The following is a 15,164-nucleotide window of genomic DNA, read 5'->3' on the forward strand; positions in this document are numbered from 1 at the left end:
CAAACGGCGGTCACTGTGCGTGAGCGCCTCACCTCGCCAGAAGGGTGGCGGTAACCCGTGATGGCCGCAAGCCCCCTTCCCAGGGGGATTTCAGCCGAGCCCGAGATTATAGCGTGGATCGGCGAAGGCCGTCAGTCCTGCTCCAGGAACCTCTGCGCGTCCAGCGCCGCCATGCACCCCGTGCCGGCGCTGGTGATCGCCTGCCGGTACACGTGGTCCTGCACGTCGCCGGCCGCGAACACGCCCGGCACGCTGGTCATGGTGGCGAAGCCGTTGAGGCCGCCGCGGGTGAGGATGTAGCCGTCCTTCATCTCCAGCTGGCCCTGGAAGATCTGGGTGTTGGGCGAATGGCCGATCGCGATGAAGCAGCCTTGCAGCGTCACGTCCTCGGTGGCGCCGGTCTGCAGGTCCTTCAGGCGCACGCCGGTGACGCCGGTGGCGTCGCCGAGCACCTGGTCCAGGGCCTTGAACAGCTTGAGCTCGATCTTCCCTTCCGCCACCTTCTGCATCAGCTTGTCGACCAGGATGGGTTCGGCCCGGAACTTGTCGCGGCGGTGCACCAGGAACACCTTGCTGGCGATGTTGGAGAGGTACAGCGCCTCCTCCACCGCGGTGTTGCCGCCGCCGATCACGCAGGTGACCTGGTCGCGGTAGAAGAAGCCGTCGCAGGTCGCGCAGGCGCTCACGCCCTTGCCCATGAATTCCTGTTCGGACGGGATGCCGAGGTACTTGGCCGAGGCGCCGGTGGCGACGATGAGCGAGTCGCAGGTGTAGGTGCCGCTGTCGCCGGTGAGCGTGAAGGGGCGCTTCGAGAAGTCGACCTTGTTGATGTGGTCGAACAGGATCTCGGTCTTGAAGCGCTCGGCGTGCTCCAGGAACCGCTGCATCAGTTCGGGACCCTGCACGCCGTGCACGTCGGCGGGCCAGTTATCGACCTCGGTGGTCGTCATCAACTGGCCACCCTGCGCGATGCCGGTGATCAGCACCGGGTCGAGGTTGGCGCGGGCCGCATAGACGGCGGCGGTGTAGCCGGCGGGGCCGGAGCCGAGGATCAGGACTTTGGCGTGCTTGCTGTTCATGATGGAAAAACCTGTGTGGCAAATGCCACATGACGGTGTACATTTCTGCCCGGTTGGAGAAGTATCCCTGATGCGGGCATGCCGCATGCTTGCGACTTCTCAATAGCGAAGATTGTAAGAACCCATCGCCAGCCACCGGACCGGAGGGATTTGAAACATGTCGATGCTGTCCAACCTGGAGCTGATTCGCCGGGTGCCGCTATTTGCCCTGCTGACATCGACCCAGGCGGAGGCCGTGGCTGACGCCGTGATCAAGCGCCGTTTCAAGCGCGGCGAAACCATCGTGGAGCAGGGCGAGAAGTCCAACACGCTCTACATCATCCTGACCGGGCGCGTCCGCGTGGTGACGTCGGACAAGCGCGGTCGCGAAGTGATCCTGGCAACGCTCAATCCCGGCGACTACATCGGCGAGATGAGCCTCATCGACAACGAGCCGCACTCGGCCACCTGCCGGGCGGAAGTGCAGACCGACATGCTGACCCTCGGCCGGGCCGAGTTCGCGCGCTGCCTGCCGGAGAACAGCTCGATGTCGTACGCGATCATGAAGGGCCTGGTGCAGCGCCTGCGCCAGGCGGACCGCAAGATCGAATCGCTGGCCCTGATGGATGTGTACGGACGCGTGGCCCGCGCGCTGCTGGAATTCGCCCAGCCCGATCGCGAGGGCCTCATGACGATCCGCGAGCGCATCTCCCGCCAGGACATCGCCAAGATGGTCGGCGCCTCGCGCGAAATGGTCAGCCGGGTGATGAAGGACCTGGAAGACCGCGGCTTCATCGAGACCCGCGAGGACGGCTCCATGCTGGTGAAGGACCGCCTCACCACGCTCGGCTGACGGCAACGCGCAACAACCGCCCGCCGCTCGCCCTTCGTCCTGGGGGATGTGAGTCCTCCCTGCGCTAAGCTCGCGGCTGCGCATGACGTACTCGCTGAACACCCTCACGGACGCGGCGCCCGCGGCGTCCGGTTCCCGCCCGGGCCTGGCCCGCTTCGCCCACGAGACCGCGCTGGTGCTGGGCGCGGTCGCCCTCGTGTTCTGGCTGCTCGCCATGCTCAGTCACTCCCCGGCGGACGCGGCCTTCTCCACCTCCGGCAGCGGCGGCGCGATCCGCAACTGGGGCGGCCGGCTGGGCGCCTGGCTGGCCGACGGCGGCTTCTTCCTTCTCGGCTACTCGGCCTGGTGGTGCGTGGCCGCCGGCGTGCGCGCCTGGCTCGCGTCGCTGGCGCGCTGGATGCGCGCCGAGGAGGCGGCGCCGCCGGAGCAGGGAAGCCGCTGGCTGCAGCGCCGCTGGACCTTCTGGGTCGGCCTCGCTCTGCTGCTGCTGGCCAGCACGGGGCTGGAGTGGTCGCGCCTGTACCGCTTCGAAGGGCGCCTGCCGGACCATGCGGGCGGGGCCCTCGGCTACCTGGTCGGACCGGCCGCCGTGCAGTGGCTGGGATTCACCGGCTCGGGCCTGTTCTTCGTCGCGCTGCTGGTGCTGGCCATGGCGGTGGTGTTCCGCTTCTCCTGGAGCCACGTGGCCGAACGCATCGGCGCGCAGGTGGACGGCTTCATCACCGCGCGGCGAGAGAAGCGCGAGATCGCCGAGGACCTGGCGCTGGGCCAGCGGGCCGCGCGCGAACGCGAGGAGACGGTGCAGGAAGAGCGCATCGAGATCGAGGAGCACCACCCCAAGCCGGTGCTGATCGAGCCGGTGATCGTCGACGTGCCCAAGAGCGAGCGCGTCGCCAAGGAGCGCCAGAAGCCGCTGTTCGCGGAGATGCCCGACAGCAAGCTGCCGCAGGTGGACCTGCTGGATGCCGCCGGCGCCCGGCAGGAGACGGTTTCGGCCGACACGCTGGAGATGACCTCGCGCCTGATCGAGAAGAAGCTGAAGGACTTCGGCGTCGAGGTGCGCGTGGTCGCGGCGGCGCCCGGCCCGGTGATCACGCGCTACGAGATCGAGCCGGCCACGGGCGTGAAGGGCTCGCAGATCGTCAACCTGGCCAAGGACCTGGCGCGCTCGCTGTCGCTGGTGTCGATCCGCGTGATCGAGACGATCCCGGGCAAGAACTTCATGGCGCTGGAACTGCCCAACGCCAAGCGGCAGTCGATCAAGCTGTCGGAGATCCTGGGTTCGCAGGCCTACAACGAGGCCCGGTCGCAGCTGTCGATGGGCCTCGGCAAGGACATCGTCGGCAACCCGGTGGTCGCGGACCTCGCCCGGATGCCGCACGTGCTGGTGGCCGGCACGACCGGTTCCGGCAAGTCGGTGGGGATCAACGCGATGATCCTGAGCCTGCTGTACAAGTCCGAAGCGCGCGACGTGCGGCTGCTGATGATCGACCCGAAGATGCTGGAGATGTCGGTGTACGAAGGCATCCCGCACCTGCTGGCGCCGGTCGTCACGGACATGAGGCAGGCCGCCAACGGCCTCACGTGGTGCGTCGCCGAGATGGAGCGCCGCTACAAGCTGATGTCCAAGCTGGGCGTGCGCAACCTGGCCGGCTACAACCACAAGATCGACGAAGCGAAGGTCAAGGGCGAACTGATCCCGAATCCTTTCAGCCTCACGCCGGAAAGCCCCGAGCCGCTCGAGCGCCTGCCCCACATCGTCGTGGTGATCGACGAACTGGCCGACCTGATGATGGTGGTCGGCAAGAAGATAGAGGAACTGATCGCGCGGCTGGCGCAGAAGGCGCGCGCCGCCGGCATCCACCTGATCCTGGCGACGCAGCGGCCCAGCGTCGACGTGATCACGGGGCTGATCAAGGCCAACATCCCCACGCGGATCGCCTTCCAGGTCTCCAGCAAGATCGACAGCCGCACGATCCTCGACCAGATGGGCGCCGAGGCGCTGCTCGGCATGGGCGACATGCTCTACATGGCCAGCGGCACCGGCCTTCCGGTGCGCGTGCACGGCGCCTTCGTGAGCGACGAGGAGGTGCACCGCGTCGTGCACTACCTGAAGGAGCAGGGCGAGCCGAACTACATCGAGGGGGTGCTCGAGGGCGGCACGGTCGACGGTGAAGACGGCGGGGCCGCGGGCCTCGGCGGCGAAGGCGGTGGCGAAGCCGACCCGCTCTACGACCGCGCCGTCGAGGTGGTGCTCAAGAACCAGAAGGCCAGCATCTCGCTGGTGCAGCGCCACCTGGCCATCGGCTACAACAAGGCCGCCAACCTGCTCGAAGCGATGGAAAAGGCCGGGCTGGTGAGCGCGATGAACGGCCGCGGGCAGCGCGAGATCCTGGTGCCCGGCCGGGCGGAGTAGGACGGCTTCCCCGATCGCCGCCCGTCGCCCGCCTTTTTGCAGAGTTCACGGGAAGTTGACGAACTTCCCTGCGGCGCGCCCACCCAACGCAGAATGCCTTGTTGGGAGAATCCTCTTATGAAGAAATTGTTCGCCACGCTGGCGCTCACCGCGCTGGCCGCCGCCGCCCATGCCGGCGGCCTGGAAAGCCTCGAAAGCTTCATCCGCAACGCGAAAAGCGGACGCGCCGACTTCACCCAGGTGATCACCGCGCCGCCGAAGGACGGCCAGGCCGCACGCACGAAGACCTCCTCGGGCACCTTCGAATTCCAGCGCCCGAACCGCTTCCGCTTCGAGTACCGCAAGCCCTTCGAGCAGACCATCGTGGCCGACGGCCAGACGCTGTGGCTGCACGACAAGGACCTGAACCAGGTGACGCACCGCAAGCAGGCCAAGGTGCTGGGCTCCACGCCGGCCGCCCTGATCGCGGCGTCGCCCGACCTCGAGACGCTGAAGAAGGACTTCGACCTGCAGGCCCTGCCGGACCGCGACGGCCTGCAGTGGGTGCAGGCCACGCCGCGCGCGAAGGAAGGCCAGCTCGCCAGCATGAAGGTGGGCTTCCGCGGCGACCAGCTCGCGGCGCTGGACATCCTGGACAGCTTCGGCCAGCACTCGGTGCTGACCTTCAGCGGCATGCAGGTGAACGCCGGCGTGAGCGCGGATGCCTTCCGCTTCCAGCCGCCCAAGGGGGCGGACGTGGTCCAGGCGCCCTGAGGCGCCTGGAGGGATGGGGCGGCTGCTGGCCGCCCCTTTCGCCAAGGATCAGAGCGCGCCCGTGACGGGCTTGCAGTCCATCGGGAACCGGAAGCGGAACGCCGTGGTGGCCCCCGTCGTCACGACCGAGCTGTTGCCGACGATGCTGGTGGGCTCGACCCAGGCGCCGGTGCGCGGGTTCTGCGCGCGCACGGTCACGGCGCCAGCCGGGATGCCGCTGACGGTCGCCTGGGAGAAGGTGTCGGCCGTCGCCAGGTGCGTGGTGTAGGCGCTCCGCGAGTAGTCCTCTCCCGAGGTGTAGCGCACGCTCGCGGCAGCCGCGATCGCACGCTCGCTGCTGCCGTCAGTGCAGCTCTCAAGGGTTTCGATGCGCACGTTGCCAAGCTGGAGGACGGGCAGGGTGACCGGCACGCTGATCGCGCCGCCGCACAACGCCTGGTTGGTCACCTGGCCGACCACCGTGCCGCGGTCCCGGACGGTGATCGTGGCGTTGATCTGGGGCGCACGCAGCAGCGTCAGGTTCGAGTCCGTCACCGGCAGCGAAGTGCCGTAGCGCTGACCCGTGGTGCCCACGACTTCCACATCGAGGAGGCGGACGTCGCTGGCGGGGCGACCCGTCAGGTTGACGCTTGCCGTGCAGCTGGCGAGGTACTGGCTCAGGCTCCACGTGGAAAGGTGGGTCGTCTGGAACTGTACGGTGAAGTTCTTCGAGTCGACGGGGGTCTTTTCCGCCACCGTGCCCAGCGTTTCGAACTTCCACGTGCCGGCATTGTCGTCATAGCTCCACACCGGGTACTGGTCCCCGGCGACGAGGGCGGCACCGTTGGCGCCGGCCGTGCCCTTGGGCATGTCGATGCCCAGCGTGAGCGGCTTGTCGAAGGTCTTGATGGCGTTGCCGGCGCTGTCGGTCACGTTGAACTGCGCGAAACCGGCAGTCACGAACGTGCCCGCATCGGGGGCAACTCCATTCAGGACGGCGGCGTTGGCAGCCGGAACGACGACGGTCGCGGCGAAGCCGCCCGGGAAAGCTTCCAGCGCATCCAGCGTCGCGTTGCTGAAGTAGGTGTTGGACACCGTCAGCGGACCGGGAGCCGCCGCGGCGCCCGAAGCCGTCTTGCCGACGGTGCCGGCGGAGATCGCCACGCTGGCCGTGCCAATCACCTCGGAGACCCCTTCTTCCGTCGTCACGGTCTTGGGCGTCGTGGTGGACGTGATCGCGGCGGCCGTCGCGCCGCTGGCGGTGACGCTACCCGTCACCACCGCCATGGCAATGGGCTCGGGAGACGCGTTCACCGCGGCGGCCTTGGTGGTGTTGACCATGCGGACTTCGATCGCCTGGTCGCCCTTGAGGTTGGCCGTCCCGATCACGCGGGTTCCGCTGGGCACCCAGCCCTTGGTGCCCGCGTCGGCGACCTGCACCGTGAACTCGTTGGCGGTGGAGGTGAAATCGGCGCTCACGAACACCGTTCCGGCGGACGTGGTGAGGCTCTTGCCGTTCAGGCTGGTGCCGTCGGCCGCCTTCAGCTGGGCTTCGCCCGCGAACGAGACCTTCAGCGGATCGGCGATGGCCGCCCCCGTCACCGCATCGACGAAGCTGACCTGGTAGCGGGCGTTTTGCAGTTCCTGCACGACCGGCGGCGGAGCCACCACCGGCGATTCGTCGCCCCCGTCACCGAAGCAGCCCCCAAGGAGCAGGGTGGTTGTGAGCGCGGCAGCGCCGACAGCAGAGCGACGGAAAGTATTCATAGTGACCTTTGGTTACAGACGTGAACAGGCTAGTGTCCGGCTGAGCTAGGTTCCACACCGGATGCCCGACTGTAACGACAGGTTAATAGTTGCTTGGAAGCCGCATTTGGCCTTGCGGTGCCTCAAAGGTTGGCGCCTGCCAATGCGTGCTCTACAGAGGAAAGGTGCACAAAGCGTCGATCCCCGCGTGCTTCATTCTTCCGAGGAGCGATTGACACGCGCGACCGTTCGTGATCTCGCGCGCTCCGTGGGCCGCGCACGCGCCCCCCAAGTAAACTGCCCGCATGAGCAAGGCCAACCCCGCCCACGCGCCGCTGGCCGAGCGCCTGCGGCCGCAATCGCTGGGAGAAGTGATCGGTCAGCAGCACCTGCTGGGGGAGGGCATGCCGCTGCGCATCGCCTTCGAATCCGGCCAGCCCCACAGCTGCATCCTGTGGGGGCCGCCCGGCACCGGCAAGACCACGATCGCCCGGCTGATGGCCGACGCCTTCGACGCCCAGTTCATCACCATCAGCGCCGTGCTCGGCGGCGTGAAGGACATCCGCGACGCGGTGGAGCAGGCGCAGGTCGCGCAGGGCCACGGCCGCCGCACGATCGTCTTCGTCGACGAGGTGCACCGGTTCAACAAGAGCCAGCAGGACGCCTTCCTGCCGCACGTGGAGTCGGGGCTCTTCACGTTCATCGGCGCGACCACCGAAAACCCCTCCTTCGAGGTGAACTCGGCCTTGCTGTCGCGCGCCGCGGTCTACGTCCTGCAACCCCTGTCGGAAGACGACCTGCGGCAGATCGTGCAGCGCGCCCGCGCGATCGACGCCGTGCCGCCCATCGAGGAAGCGGCGCTGGACCGCCTGATCGCGTACGCCGACGGCGACGCGCGCCGCCTGCTCAACACGCTGGAGACGCTCGCCGTCGCGGCCGCCAAGGAAAAGCGCGCCGAAATCACGGACGAATGGCTGCTCCGGGTGCTGGGCGAGCGCATGCGCCGCTACGACAAGGGCGGCGAGCAGTTCTACGACACGATCAGCGCCCTGCACAAGTCGGTGCGCGGATCGGACCCGGACGCGGCGCTCTACTGGTTCGTGCGCATGCTCGATGGCGGCGCCGACCCGCGCTACATCGCCCGGCGCATGATCCGCATGGCGGTGGAGGACATCGGCCTGGCCGACCCCCGCGCCCTGCGGCTCGCGCTGGATGCCTCCGAGGTCTACGAGCGCCTGGGCTCGCCGGAGGGCGAACTGGCGCTGGCCGAGTGCGTGGTGTACCTGGCCGTCGCGCCCAAGTCGAACGCGGTCTACGCGGCCTACAACGAGGCGCGCGCCCTGGTGCGAAAGGACGGGACCCGCCCGGTGCCCCTGCACCTGCGCAACGCGCCGACACGCCTGATGAAAGACCTGGGCTACGGCAAGGACTACCGCTACGCCCACGACGAGGAAGGCGGCTTCGCGGCGGGCGAGACCTACTTCCCGGAAGGCATGAAGCCGCCGCGCTTCTACCGTCCGGTGGAGCGGGGGTTGGAAATCCGCATCGCCGAAAAGCTGCGCGACTTGCGTTCGCTCAATGAAGGCAAGAAGTAGAGGGTAAACCCCTGCCGGCCAAAAGTAGGCCGTAAGATGACACCGCTACAATCGCCGCCGCAACAACCCGCCTGGGGATCCGCCGGGCGGGTTTTTTGCTGGACGCAAGCGCCTCACAAAGGCGGCGCCGGCCCCCGGGCCGGCCAATAAACGGAGATACCCTCTATGGAGATCCTGCTGCAGCAGATCATCAATGGTCTGGTCCTGGGCAGCATGTACGCGCTGGTGGCCCTCGGCTACACCATGGTGTACGGCATCATCAACCTGATCAACTTCGCCCATGGCGAAGTCCTGATGGTCGGGGCGCTCACCAGCTGGGCGATCATCACCACCGCGCAGGAGGCGATGCCGGGGATCCCCGGCTGGCTGCTGCTGCTGGTCGCGCTGGTGATCTCCTGCGTGGTCGCGGCGGCCCTGAACTTCGCCATCGAGAAGATCGCCTACCGGCCGCTGCGCAACAGCCCCAAGCTGGCGCCGCTGATCACCGCCATCGGCATGTCGATCCTGCTGCAGACGCTGGCGATGATCATCTTCAAGCCGAACTACAAGCCCTATCCGACGCTGCTGCCCGCGGCGCCGATCCAGTTCGCGGGCGCGGTGATCACCACCACGCAGGTGATGATCCTGGCGATGACGGCCGTCTCGCTCGCCGTGCTGATGTACCTCGTGAACTACACCCGCCTCGGACGCGCGATGCGGGCGACGGCGGAGAACCCGCGCGTGGCGGCCCTCATGGGCGTGAAGCCGGACATGGTGATCTCCGCCACCTTCATCATCGGCGCGGTGCTGGCGACGATCGCCGGCGTCATGTATGCCTCGAACTACGGCACGGTGCAGCACACCATGGGCTTCCTGCCGGGCCTCAAGGCCTTCACCGCCGCGGTGTTCGGCGGCATCGGCAACCTGGCGGGCGCCGTGGTGGGCGGGGTGCTGCTGGGGCTGATCGAGTCGATCGGCTCCGGCTACCTGGGCGTGCTGACCGGCGGCGTCCTGGGCAGCCACTACTCCGACATCTTCGCCTTCATCGTGCTGATCGTCGTGCTCACGCTGCGCCCCTCCGGCCTGCTGGGCGAGCGCGTGGCCGATCGCGCCTGAGGAATCCGCCATGCAATCCTTCTTCAAGCAGAACAAGACCGTGGCGTGGGTGATCACCGCCGCGGTGCTCCTCGTGCTGCCGCTGGTGCTGCAGTCCGCCGGCAACTTCTGGGTCCGCATTGCCGACACCGCGCTGCTGTACGTGCTGCTCGCGCTGGGCCTCAACATCGTGGTCGGCTACGCCGGCCTGCTGGACCTGGGCTTCGTCGCCTTCTTCGCGATCGGCGCCTACATGTACGGGCTGATGGCGTCGCCGCACCTGTCGGAAGCCTTCCCCTGGTTCGCGCAGATGTTCCCCAACGGCCTGCACGCCTCCCTGTGGCTGGTGGTTCCGGCGGGCGCGGCGCTGGCCGGCTTCTTCGGCATCCTGCTGGGCGCGCCGACGCTGAAGCTGCGCGGCGACTACCTCGCCATCGTGACGCTCGGCTTCGGCGAGATCATCCGCGTGTTCCTGAACAACCTGGACCACCCGGTCAACATCACCAACGGCCCCAAGGGCCTGAGCCAGATCGACTCGATCACCCTGTTGAAATTCGACTGGCTGGGGATCCCCGGCCTCAACCTCGGAAAGGCGCTGGACATCACCGAGGACTATGCGATCAACTCGGTGACGCTCTACTACTACCTGTTCCTGGCGCTGGCGGTGCTGAGCGTGGTCGTCTGCCACCGCCTCGAGCTCTCTCGCATCGGCCGCGCCTGGATGGCGATCCGCGAGGACGAGATCGCCGCCAAGGCGATGGGCATCAACACCCGCAACATGAAGCTGCTGGCCTTCGGCATGGGCGCCACCTTCGGCGGTGTGTCCGGCGTGTTGTTCTCGGCCTTCCAGGGATTCGTCTCGCCCGAGTCCTTCAGCCTCACGGAGTCGATCATGATCGTCGCCATGGTGGTGCTGGGCGGCATCGGGCACCTGCCGGGCGTGATCCTGGGCGCGGTGCTGCTGTCGGCGCTGCCGGAGGTGCTGCGCTGGGTGTCCGGCGCGATGGACCTGCAGTCGGTCTCGGGCGGCCGCCTCGACCCCGCCATCCTTCGCCAGCTGCTGATCGCGCTGGCGATGATCATCGTCATGCTGCTGCGACCGCGCGGGCTGTGGCCCACGCCGGAACACGGCAAGGCGCTGCAGGTTTCCGCGGGCAAGTGAGGAGCAGCGCATGACCGATGTCGTTCTCCGCGTCGCGGGCATTTCCAAGCGGTTCGGCGGCCTGCAGGCCCTGTCGGAAGTAGGCCTCACCATTGCGCGCGGGCAGGTCTACGGCCTGATCGGCCCCAACGGTGCGGGCAAGACCACCTTCTTCAACGTGATCACCGGGCTCTACACGCCCGACACCGGCAGCTTCGAGCTGGCCGGCAAGCCCTACACGCCCAGCGCGGTGCACGAGGTGGCGCGGGCCGGCATCGCGCGGACCTTCCAGAACATCCGCCTCTTCGCCGACATGACGGCGCTGGAGAACGTGATGGTCGGCCGCCACGTGCGCACCCATTCGGGCCTGCTCGGCGCGATCTTCCGGTCCAAGACCTTCAAGGCGGAAGAGGCCGCCATCGCCAGTCGCGCGCAGGAGCTGCTCGATTACGTGGGCATCGGCCGCTTCGCCGAGTACAAGGCGCGCACGCTGTCCTACGGCGACCAGCGCCGGCTCGAGATCGCGCGCGCACTTGCCACCGACCCCCAGCTGATCGCGCTGGACGAGCCCGCCGCCGGCATGAACTCCACCGAGAAGGTGGTGCTGCGCGAGCTGATCGACCGCATCCGCAAGGACGGCCGCACCATCCTGCTGATCGAGCACGACGTGAAGCTGGTGATGGGCCTGTGCGACCGCGTCACGGTGCTGGACTACGGCAAGCAGATCGCCGAAGGCTCGCCCTACGACGTGCAGCGCAACGAGAAGGTGATCGAGGCCTACCTCGGTCACAGCCACAAGCCGACCGGCGAAAAGGCCGGCGCCGCCGCCGTGGGAGAGAAGCAATGAGCCAGACCCTGCTGAAGGTGAGCGGGCTGAAGGTGGCCTATGGCGGCATCCAGGCCGTCAAGGGCGTCGATTTCGAAGTCCACGAGGGCGAACTGGTCACCCTGATCGGCTCCAACGGCGCCGGCAAGACCACCACCATGAAGGCCATCACCGGCCTGCTGGCCCTGAACGCCGGCGACATCCAGTACCTGGGCCGCAGCATCCGCGGCCGCGGCCCCTGGGACCTGGTGAAGGAAGGCCTGGCGATGGTGCCCGAAGGCCGCGGCGTGTTCACCCGCATGACCATCACCGAGAACCTGCAGATGGGCGCGCACATCCGCAGCGGCGACAAGGCGGGCGTGGCGCAGGACATGGAGCGGGTCTTCGCCACCTTCCCGCGCCTGAAGGAACGCCGCGACCAGCTCGCCGGCACCATGTCGGGCGGCGAACAGCAGATGCTGGCCATGGGCCGCGCGCTCATGAGCCGGCCCAAGGTGCTGCTGATGGACGAGCCCTCCATGGGCCTGTCGCCGATCATGGTGGACAAGATCTTCGAGGTGGTGCGCGAGGTGCACGACCAGGGCGTGACCGTGCTGCTGGTGGAGCAGAACGCCAGCCGCGCGCTGGAGATCGCGGACCGCGGCTACGTCATGGAGTCGGGGGTGATCAGCATGAGCGGGGAAGCCCGGGACATGCTGACCGACCCGAAGGTCCGCGCCGCCTACCTGGGCGAATAAGGGCTTTCCTTCTTCCCCTCCGGGGGAAGGGTTGGGCTGGGGCGCGCACGCCCCCGCTCCAATACTCCTCTTTTCCCACCCCAGCCCCGGGAATTCTCCCCACCCCGCGTCTGCGAAATGTCGCGGAGCCACCGCCCCGTTCCCAAACGGCGCCGAATTGCTTACCATTTTCTGACGGATCCTTGATCCAATGCAGGGAAGGCACGGCACGATCCGTGCTGGACGGGCCCAGGCGACAAATCCGGAGACAAGCATGGCTGAACACGAGAAGGTACTCAGGCACGGGCTGCAGCATCCGCCCGGCGGCCATGTTCGCTCGGCGTCGCGGGATGACGACAGTCGCGAACCGGAAGAGGGGGGCCTGCTGACCAGCCCGGCTTTCTGGATCGGCGGTGTGCTCTGTCTCTTGACATGGGTCAGCGTTCTTGCGTTCCTCGGTTTCCTCTGATCTCCGGGTCGGATATTCTTCTACCTATGTCGGACTTCCTTCTTAGTTCCGACTACGCGTTTCACCTAAGGGTCCCTACCTAGTCGCGTTCCTGCGACGGGCCCCTGCTCATCCAGGAGCAGTCCTTCACTATTACCGCTATTCGACGAATGGCGGCTTCCCTCCGTTGCCTCGGCTGTGTACCATCGCGGCTGCCTTGTAGTTTCCGAACTATCAATTTGTAACAAATGGGCGAGGGATAATGTATCGGTCGAACGATGAGTACGTGGGCGCCGACGGTGAGTGGGTCCATGAGGCGGGAGTCGGTGCCGAACGAGAGGTGCGCCTGAATGCGGGCGTCAAGCGGGCGATGGACATCCTGGGGGCTGTCGCGCTGCTGGTCTTCTTCCTTCCTTTGCTGCTGGTGGTCGCACTCGGCGTGCGCATGAGTTCCCGCGGCCCGATCATCTACTCGCAGGAGCGGATCGGTCTGGGCGGCAAGAAATTCCGGTTCTACAAGTTCCGCTCCATGGTGGAGAACTCGGAGGAGGTGTTCACCTCCTTCCTGGACAGCGACCACGAGGCGCGGGCGCAGTGGGAGAAGTACCAGAAGCTGGATCGGGATCCCCGGATCACGGCTTTCGGGAAGTTCATCCGCAAGACGAGCCTCGACGAGTTTCCGCAGTTCTGGAACGTGCTGGTGGGTGATATGAGCCTGGTCGGGCCGCGACCTTGCATGCCGAACCAGAAGGACCTGTACGGCGTGTACTGGCGTCATTACTGTGCTGTCCGCCCAGGGTTGACTGGCCTGTGGCAAGTAAGTGGCCGGAACCGGCTTACGTACCAGCAAAGGGTGCTGCTAGACGCTCAGTACGTGCGCAACTGGTCAGTCTGGCGGGATATTCAGATTCTCGCGCGCACGGTGAGCGTTGTTCTGACTGCGCAGGGGTCTCGCTGACAGACATCCTGACGAGCACAGGAGGTCTAAGAGATCAGCTACAGTCGACCGTTGCGCATAGCTCCAGCCGAGAAAGTGTTACGTGATAGCGGCGCGTCCACAGTCGGTTGCCTGACAGAGTTTCCTTATCTTGGGTTGCTCGGTAGCGAGCGTCTGCCCATCCACTGCAGAATGGGCTTCGGCTTTCCCTCCAAACATATTGCGCCTGCATCTCAGCCTTCGCCGGATTAGAGCAGGTAATCCAAGTTTATTCACGGATGGAGAGTCTTTGTCGAACCGCAAGGTAGGCAAAGCAGTGCGCCAGCTTCGTCCGCACGAATTTTAAATCAACGGGAAAAGTGAAAATTCTTCTGTATAGCTTGAATTTTGCACCCGAACTGACTGGGATCGGCAAGTACACCGGCGAAATGGCAAAGTGGCTGGCGGAACGCGGGCATGATGTGCGAGTCGTGACGGGTCACCCTTACTATCCGGAATGGAGGGTGCACAGTGGCTATAAAGCCAACGAATTTCGCCGCGAAATGTGGAATAACGTCACGGTTATACGGTGTCCCCTATGGGTTCCGGCACGTGCGAACGGGATACGTCGACTTCTGCACCTAGGTTCATTCGCTTGTACGAGTTTCCTCGCAATGCTGGGACAACTCAAATGGCGCCCGCAGATCGTTTGGGTGGTCGAACCAGCGCTGTTTTGTGCGCCGACTGCGTTATTGGTTTCACGCCTGAGCTCCGCGCGCAGTTGGCTCCACATTCAGGACTACGAAGTGGACGCTGCCTTCGCAATGGGTCTATTGAAGGGCAGAGGCCTAAAGTCCATTGCTCTCCGCGTTGAGAGTTGGCTGATGCAACGATTTCACATCGTTTCCACTATCTCCGGTCGGATGCTGGAATTGGCCGCAAAGAAGGGCGTTCATAGAGATCAACTCGTGCCATTGCCTAACTGGGTGGATATCTCTGCTATTAGACCTATCCGGACGACGAGCGTCTACCGCAAGACCATGGGTGCTGGGGAGCGAACCGTGGTTGTGCTGTACTCCGGAAACATGGGTACCAAGCAGGGTTTAGAGGTCGTTGCTCGGGTCGCGCGAGATTTGTCTCAAGACGGGGAGATCCTCTTTGTGCTCTGCGGTGACGGTGCCGGCAAAGACGAACTGGTTCAGCAATGCGCCGGCCTAAAAAACGTTAAGTTCCTTGCCCTCCAACCGCAAGAGGCTCTAAACGACCTGCTCGGAGCGGCCGATATCCATCTTCTTCCGCAGCGCGCAGACGCCGCAGATCTGGTGCTTCCGTCGAAGCTTACGGGAATGTTGGCGAGCGGCCGCCCGGTGATCGCCACAGCGCTCGCAGAAACGGAACTTGGCACCGTCATAACCCACGCCCGGTGTGGATTGCTTGTGCCACCTGATGACCCGGCCGCGTTGGCTAAAGCAATTCGCCAACTTGCGGGTGACGGTGGCCGCCGCATGGAGATGGGGTTGGCTGCGCGAGCGTATGCAGAGCAGCACTTAGATATCAACGAAATCCTGGACCGGTTCTCATCGGATGCTTCAGGGCAGGATCAGACAAGAGAAAAGCTCAATCTACAATGATGCCCATGCGTG

Annotated in this window: 13 protein-coding genes; 11 read left to right on the forward strand and 2 right to left on the reverse strand. The window is 65.9% G+C overall.

Annotated features, from left to right (window positions below; genetic code table 11):
• Positions 1–131: 131 nt before the first annotated feature.
• Entirely contained in the window at positions 132–1,079 is a 948-nt protein-coding gene (trxB, locus tag JJ685_RS23420; protein ID WP_236599222.1) for a thioredoxin-disulfide reductase, read from the reverse strand.
• A 157-nt stretch (positions 1,080–1,236) separates the two neighbouring features.
• Between trxB and JJ685_RS23425 the strand changes: the two genes are divergently transcribed.
• From JJ685_RS23425 to lolA, 3 genes are all read left to right on the forward strand, one after another.
• Entirely contained in the window at positions 1,237–1,911 is a 675-nt protein-coding gene (locus JJ685_RS23425; RefSeq protein WP_201676776.1) for a Crp/Fnr family transcriptional regulator, read from the forward strand.
• A gap of 82 nt (positions 1,912–1,993) precedes the next feature.
• Positions 1,994–4,327: a DNA translocase FtsK gene (locus tag JJ685_RS23430; protein ID WP_201676777.1), complete on the forward strand. Its 2,334-nt coding sequence runs from the start codon at positions 1,994–1,996 to the stop codon at positions 4,325–4,327.
• Positions 4,328–4,444: 117 nt separating this feature from the next.
• Entirely contained in the window at positions 4,445–5,080 is a 636-nt protein-coding gene (gene lolA, locus JJ685_RS23435; protein ID WP_201676778.1) for an outer membrane lipoprotein chaperone LolA, read from the forward strand.
• Between the two features lie 48 nt (positions 5,081–5,128).
• On the opposite strand, the gene JJ685_RS23440 is transcribed toward lolA, so the two are convergent.
• On the reverse strand, positions 5,129–6,727 hold the full coding sequence (locus JJ685_RS23440; protein ID WP_201676779.1) for a hypothetical protein: 1,599 nt from the start codon (positions 6,725–6,727) through the stop codon (positions 5,129–5,131).
• 383 nt (positions 6,728–7,110) lie between these two features.
• Between JJ685_RS23440 and JJ685_RS23445 the strand changes: the two genes are divergently transcribed.
• From JJ685_RS23445 to JJ685_RS23480, 8 genes are all read left to right on the forward strand, one after another.
• On the forward strand, positions 7,111–8,400 hold the full coding sequence (locus JJ685_RS23445; protein WP_201676780.1) for a replication-associated recombination protein A: 1,290 nt from the start codon (positions 7,111–7,113) through the stop codon (positions 8,398–8,400).
• Positions 8,401–8,565: 165 nt separating this feature from the next.
• Complete coding sequence (locus tag JJ685_RS23450) at positions 8,566–9,495, forward strand: branched-chain amino acid ABC transporter permease (protein ID WP_201676781.1); 930 nt, start codon at positions 8,566–8,568, stop codon at positions 9,493–9,495.
• A gap of 10 nt (positions 9,496–9,505) precedes the next feature.
• Positions 9,506–10,636, forward strand: a complete 1,131-nt coding sequence (locus JJ685_RS23455; protein ID WP_201676782.1) for a branched-chain amino acid ABC transporter permease — start codon at positions 9,506–9,508, stop codon at positions 10,634–10,636.
• Between the two features lie 10 nt (positions 10,637–10,646).
• A complete protein-coding gene (locus JJ685_RS23460) occupies positions 10,647–11,462 on the forward strand; it encodes an ABC transporter ATP-binding protein (RefSeq protein ID WP_201676783.1) in 816 nt (271 codons plus the stop codon).
• Positions 11,459–12,178: an ABC transporter ATP-binding protein gene (locus JJ685_RS23465; RefSeq protein ID WP_201676784.1), complete on the forward strand. Its 720-nt coding sequence runs from the start codon at positions 11,459–11,461 to the stop codon at positions 12,176–12,178. Before JJ685_RS23460 ends, JJ685_RS23465 begins: the two co-directional genes overlap by 4 nt.
• Positions 12,179–12,431: 253 nt before the next feature.
• A complete protein-coding gene (locus tag JJ685_RS23470; protein WP_201676785.1) occupies positions 12,432–12,626 on the forward strand; it encodes a hypothetical protein in 195 nt (64 codons plus the stop codon).
• A gap of 265 nt (positions 12,627–12,891) precedes the next feature.
• Positions 12,892–13,563 (forward strand): sugar transferase, encoded by a 672-nt coding sequence (locus JJ685_RS23475; RefSeq protein ID WP_330901829.1) that lies wholly within the window; start codon positions 12,892–12,894, stop codon positions 13,561–13,563.
• A gap of 338 nt (positions 13,564–13,901) precedes the next feature.
• The gene (locus JJ685_RS23480; protein ID WP_201676787.1) at positions 13,902–15,152 is read left to right on the forward strand and encodes a glycosyltransferase WbuB; all 1,251 of its coding nucleotides are present in this window, start codon (positions 13,902–13,904) and stop codon (positions 15,150–15,152) included.
• Positions 15,153–15,164: the final 12 nt, after the last annotated feature.

The sequence above is a fragment of the Ramlibacter monticola genome (assembly GCF_016722785.1).
Lineage (GTDB): Bacteria > Pseudomonadota > Gammaproteobacteria > Burkholderiales > Burkholderiaceae_C > Ramlibacter > Ramlibacter monticola.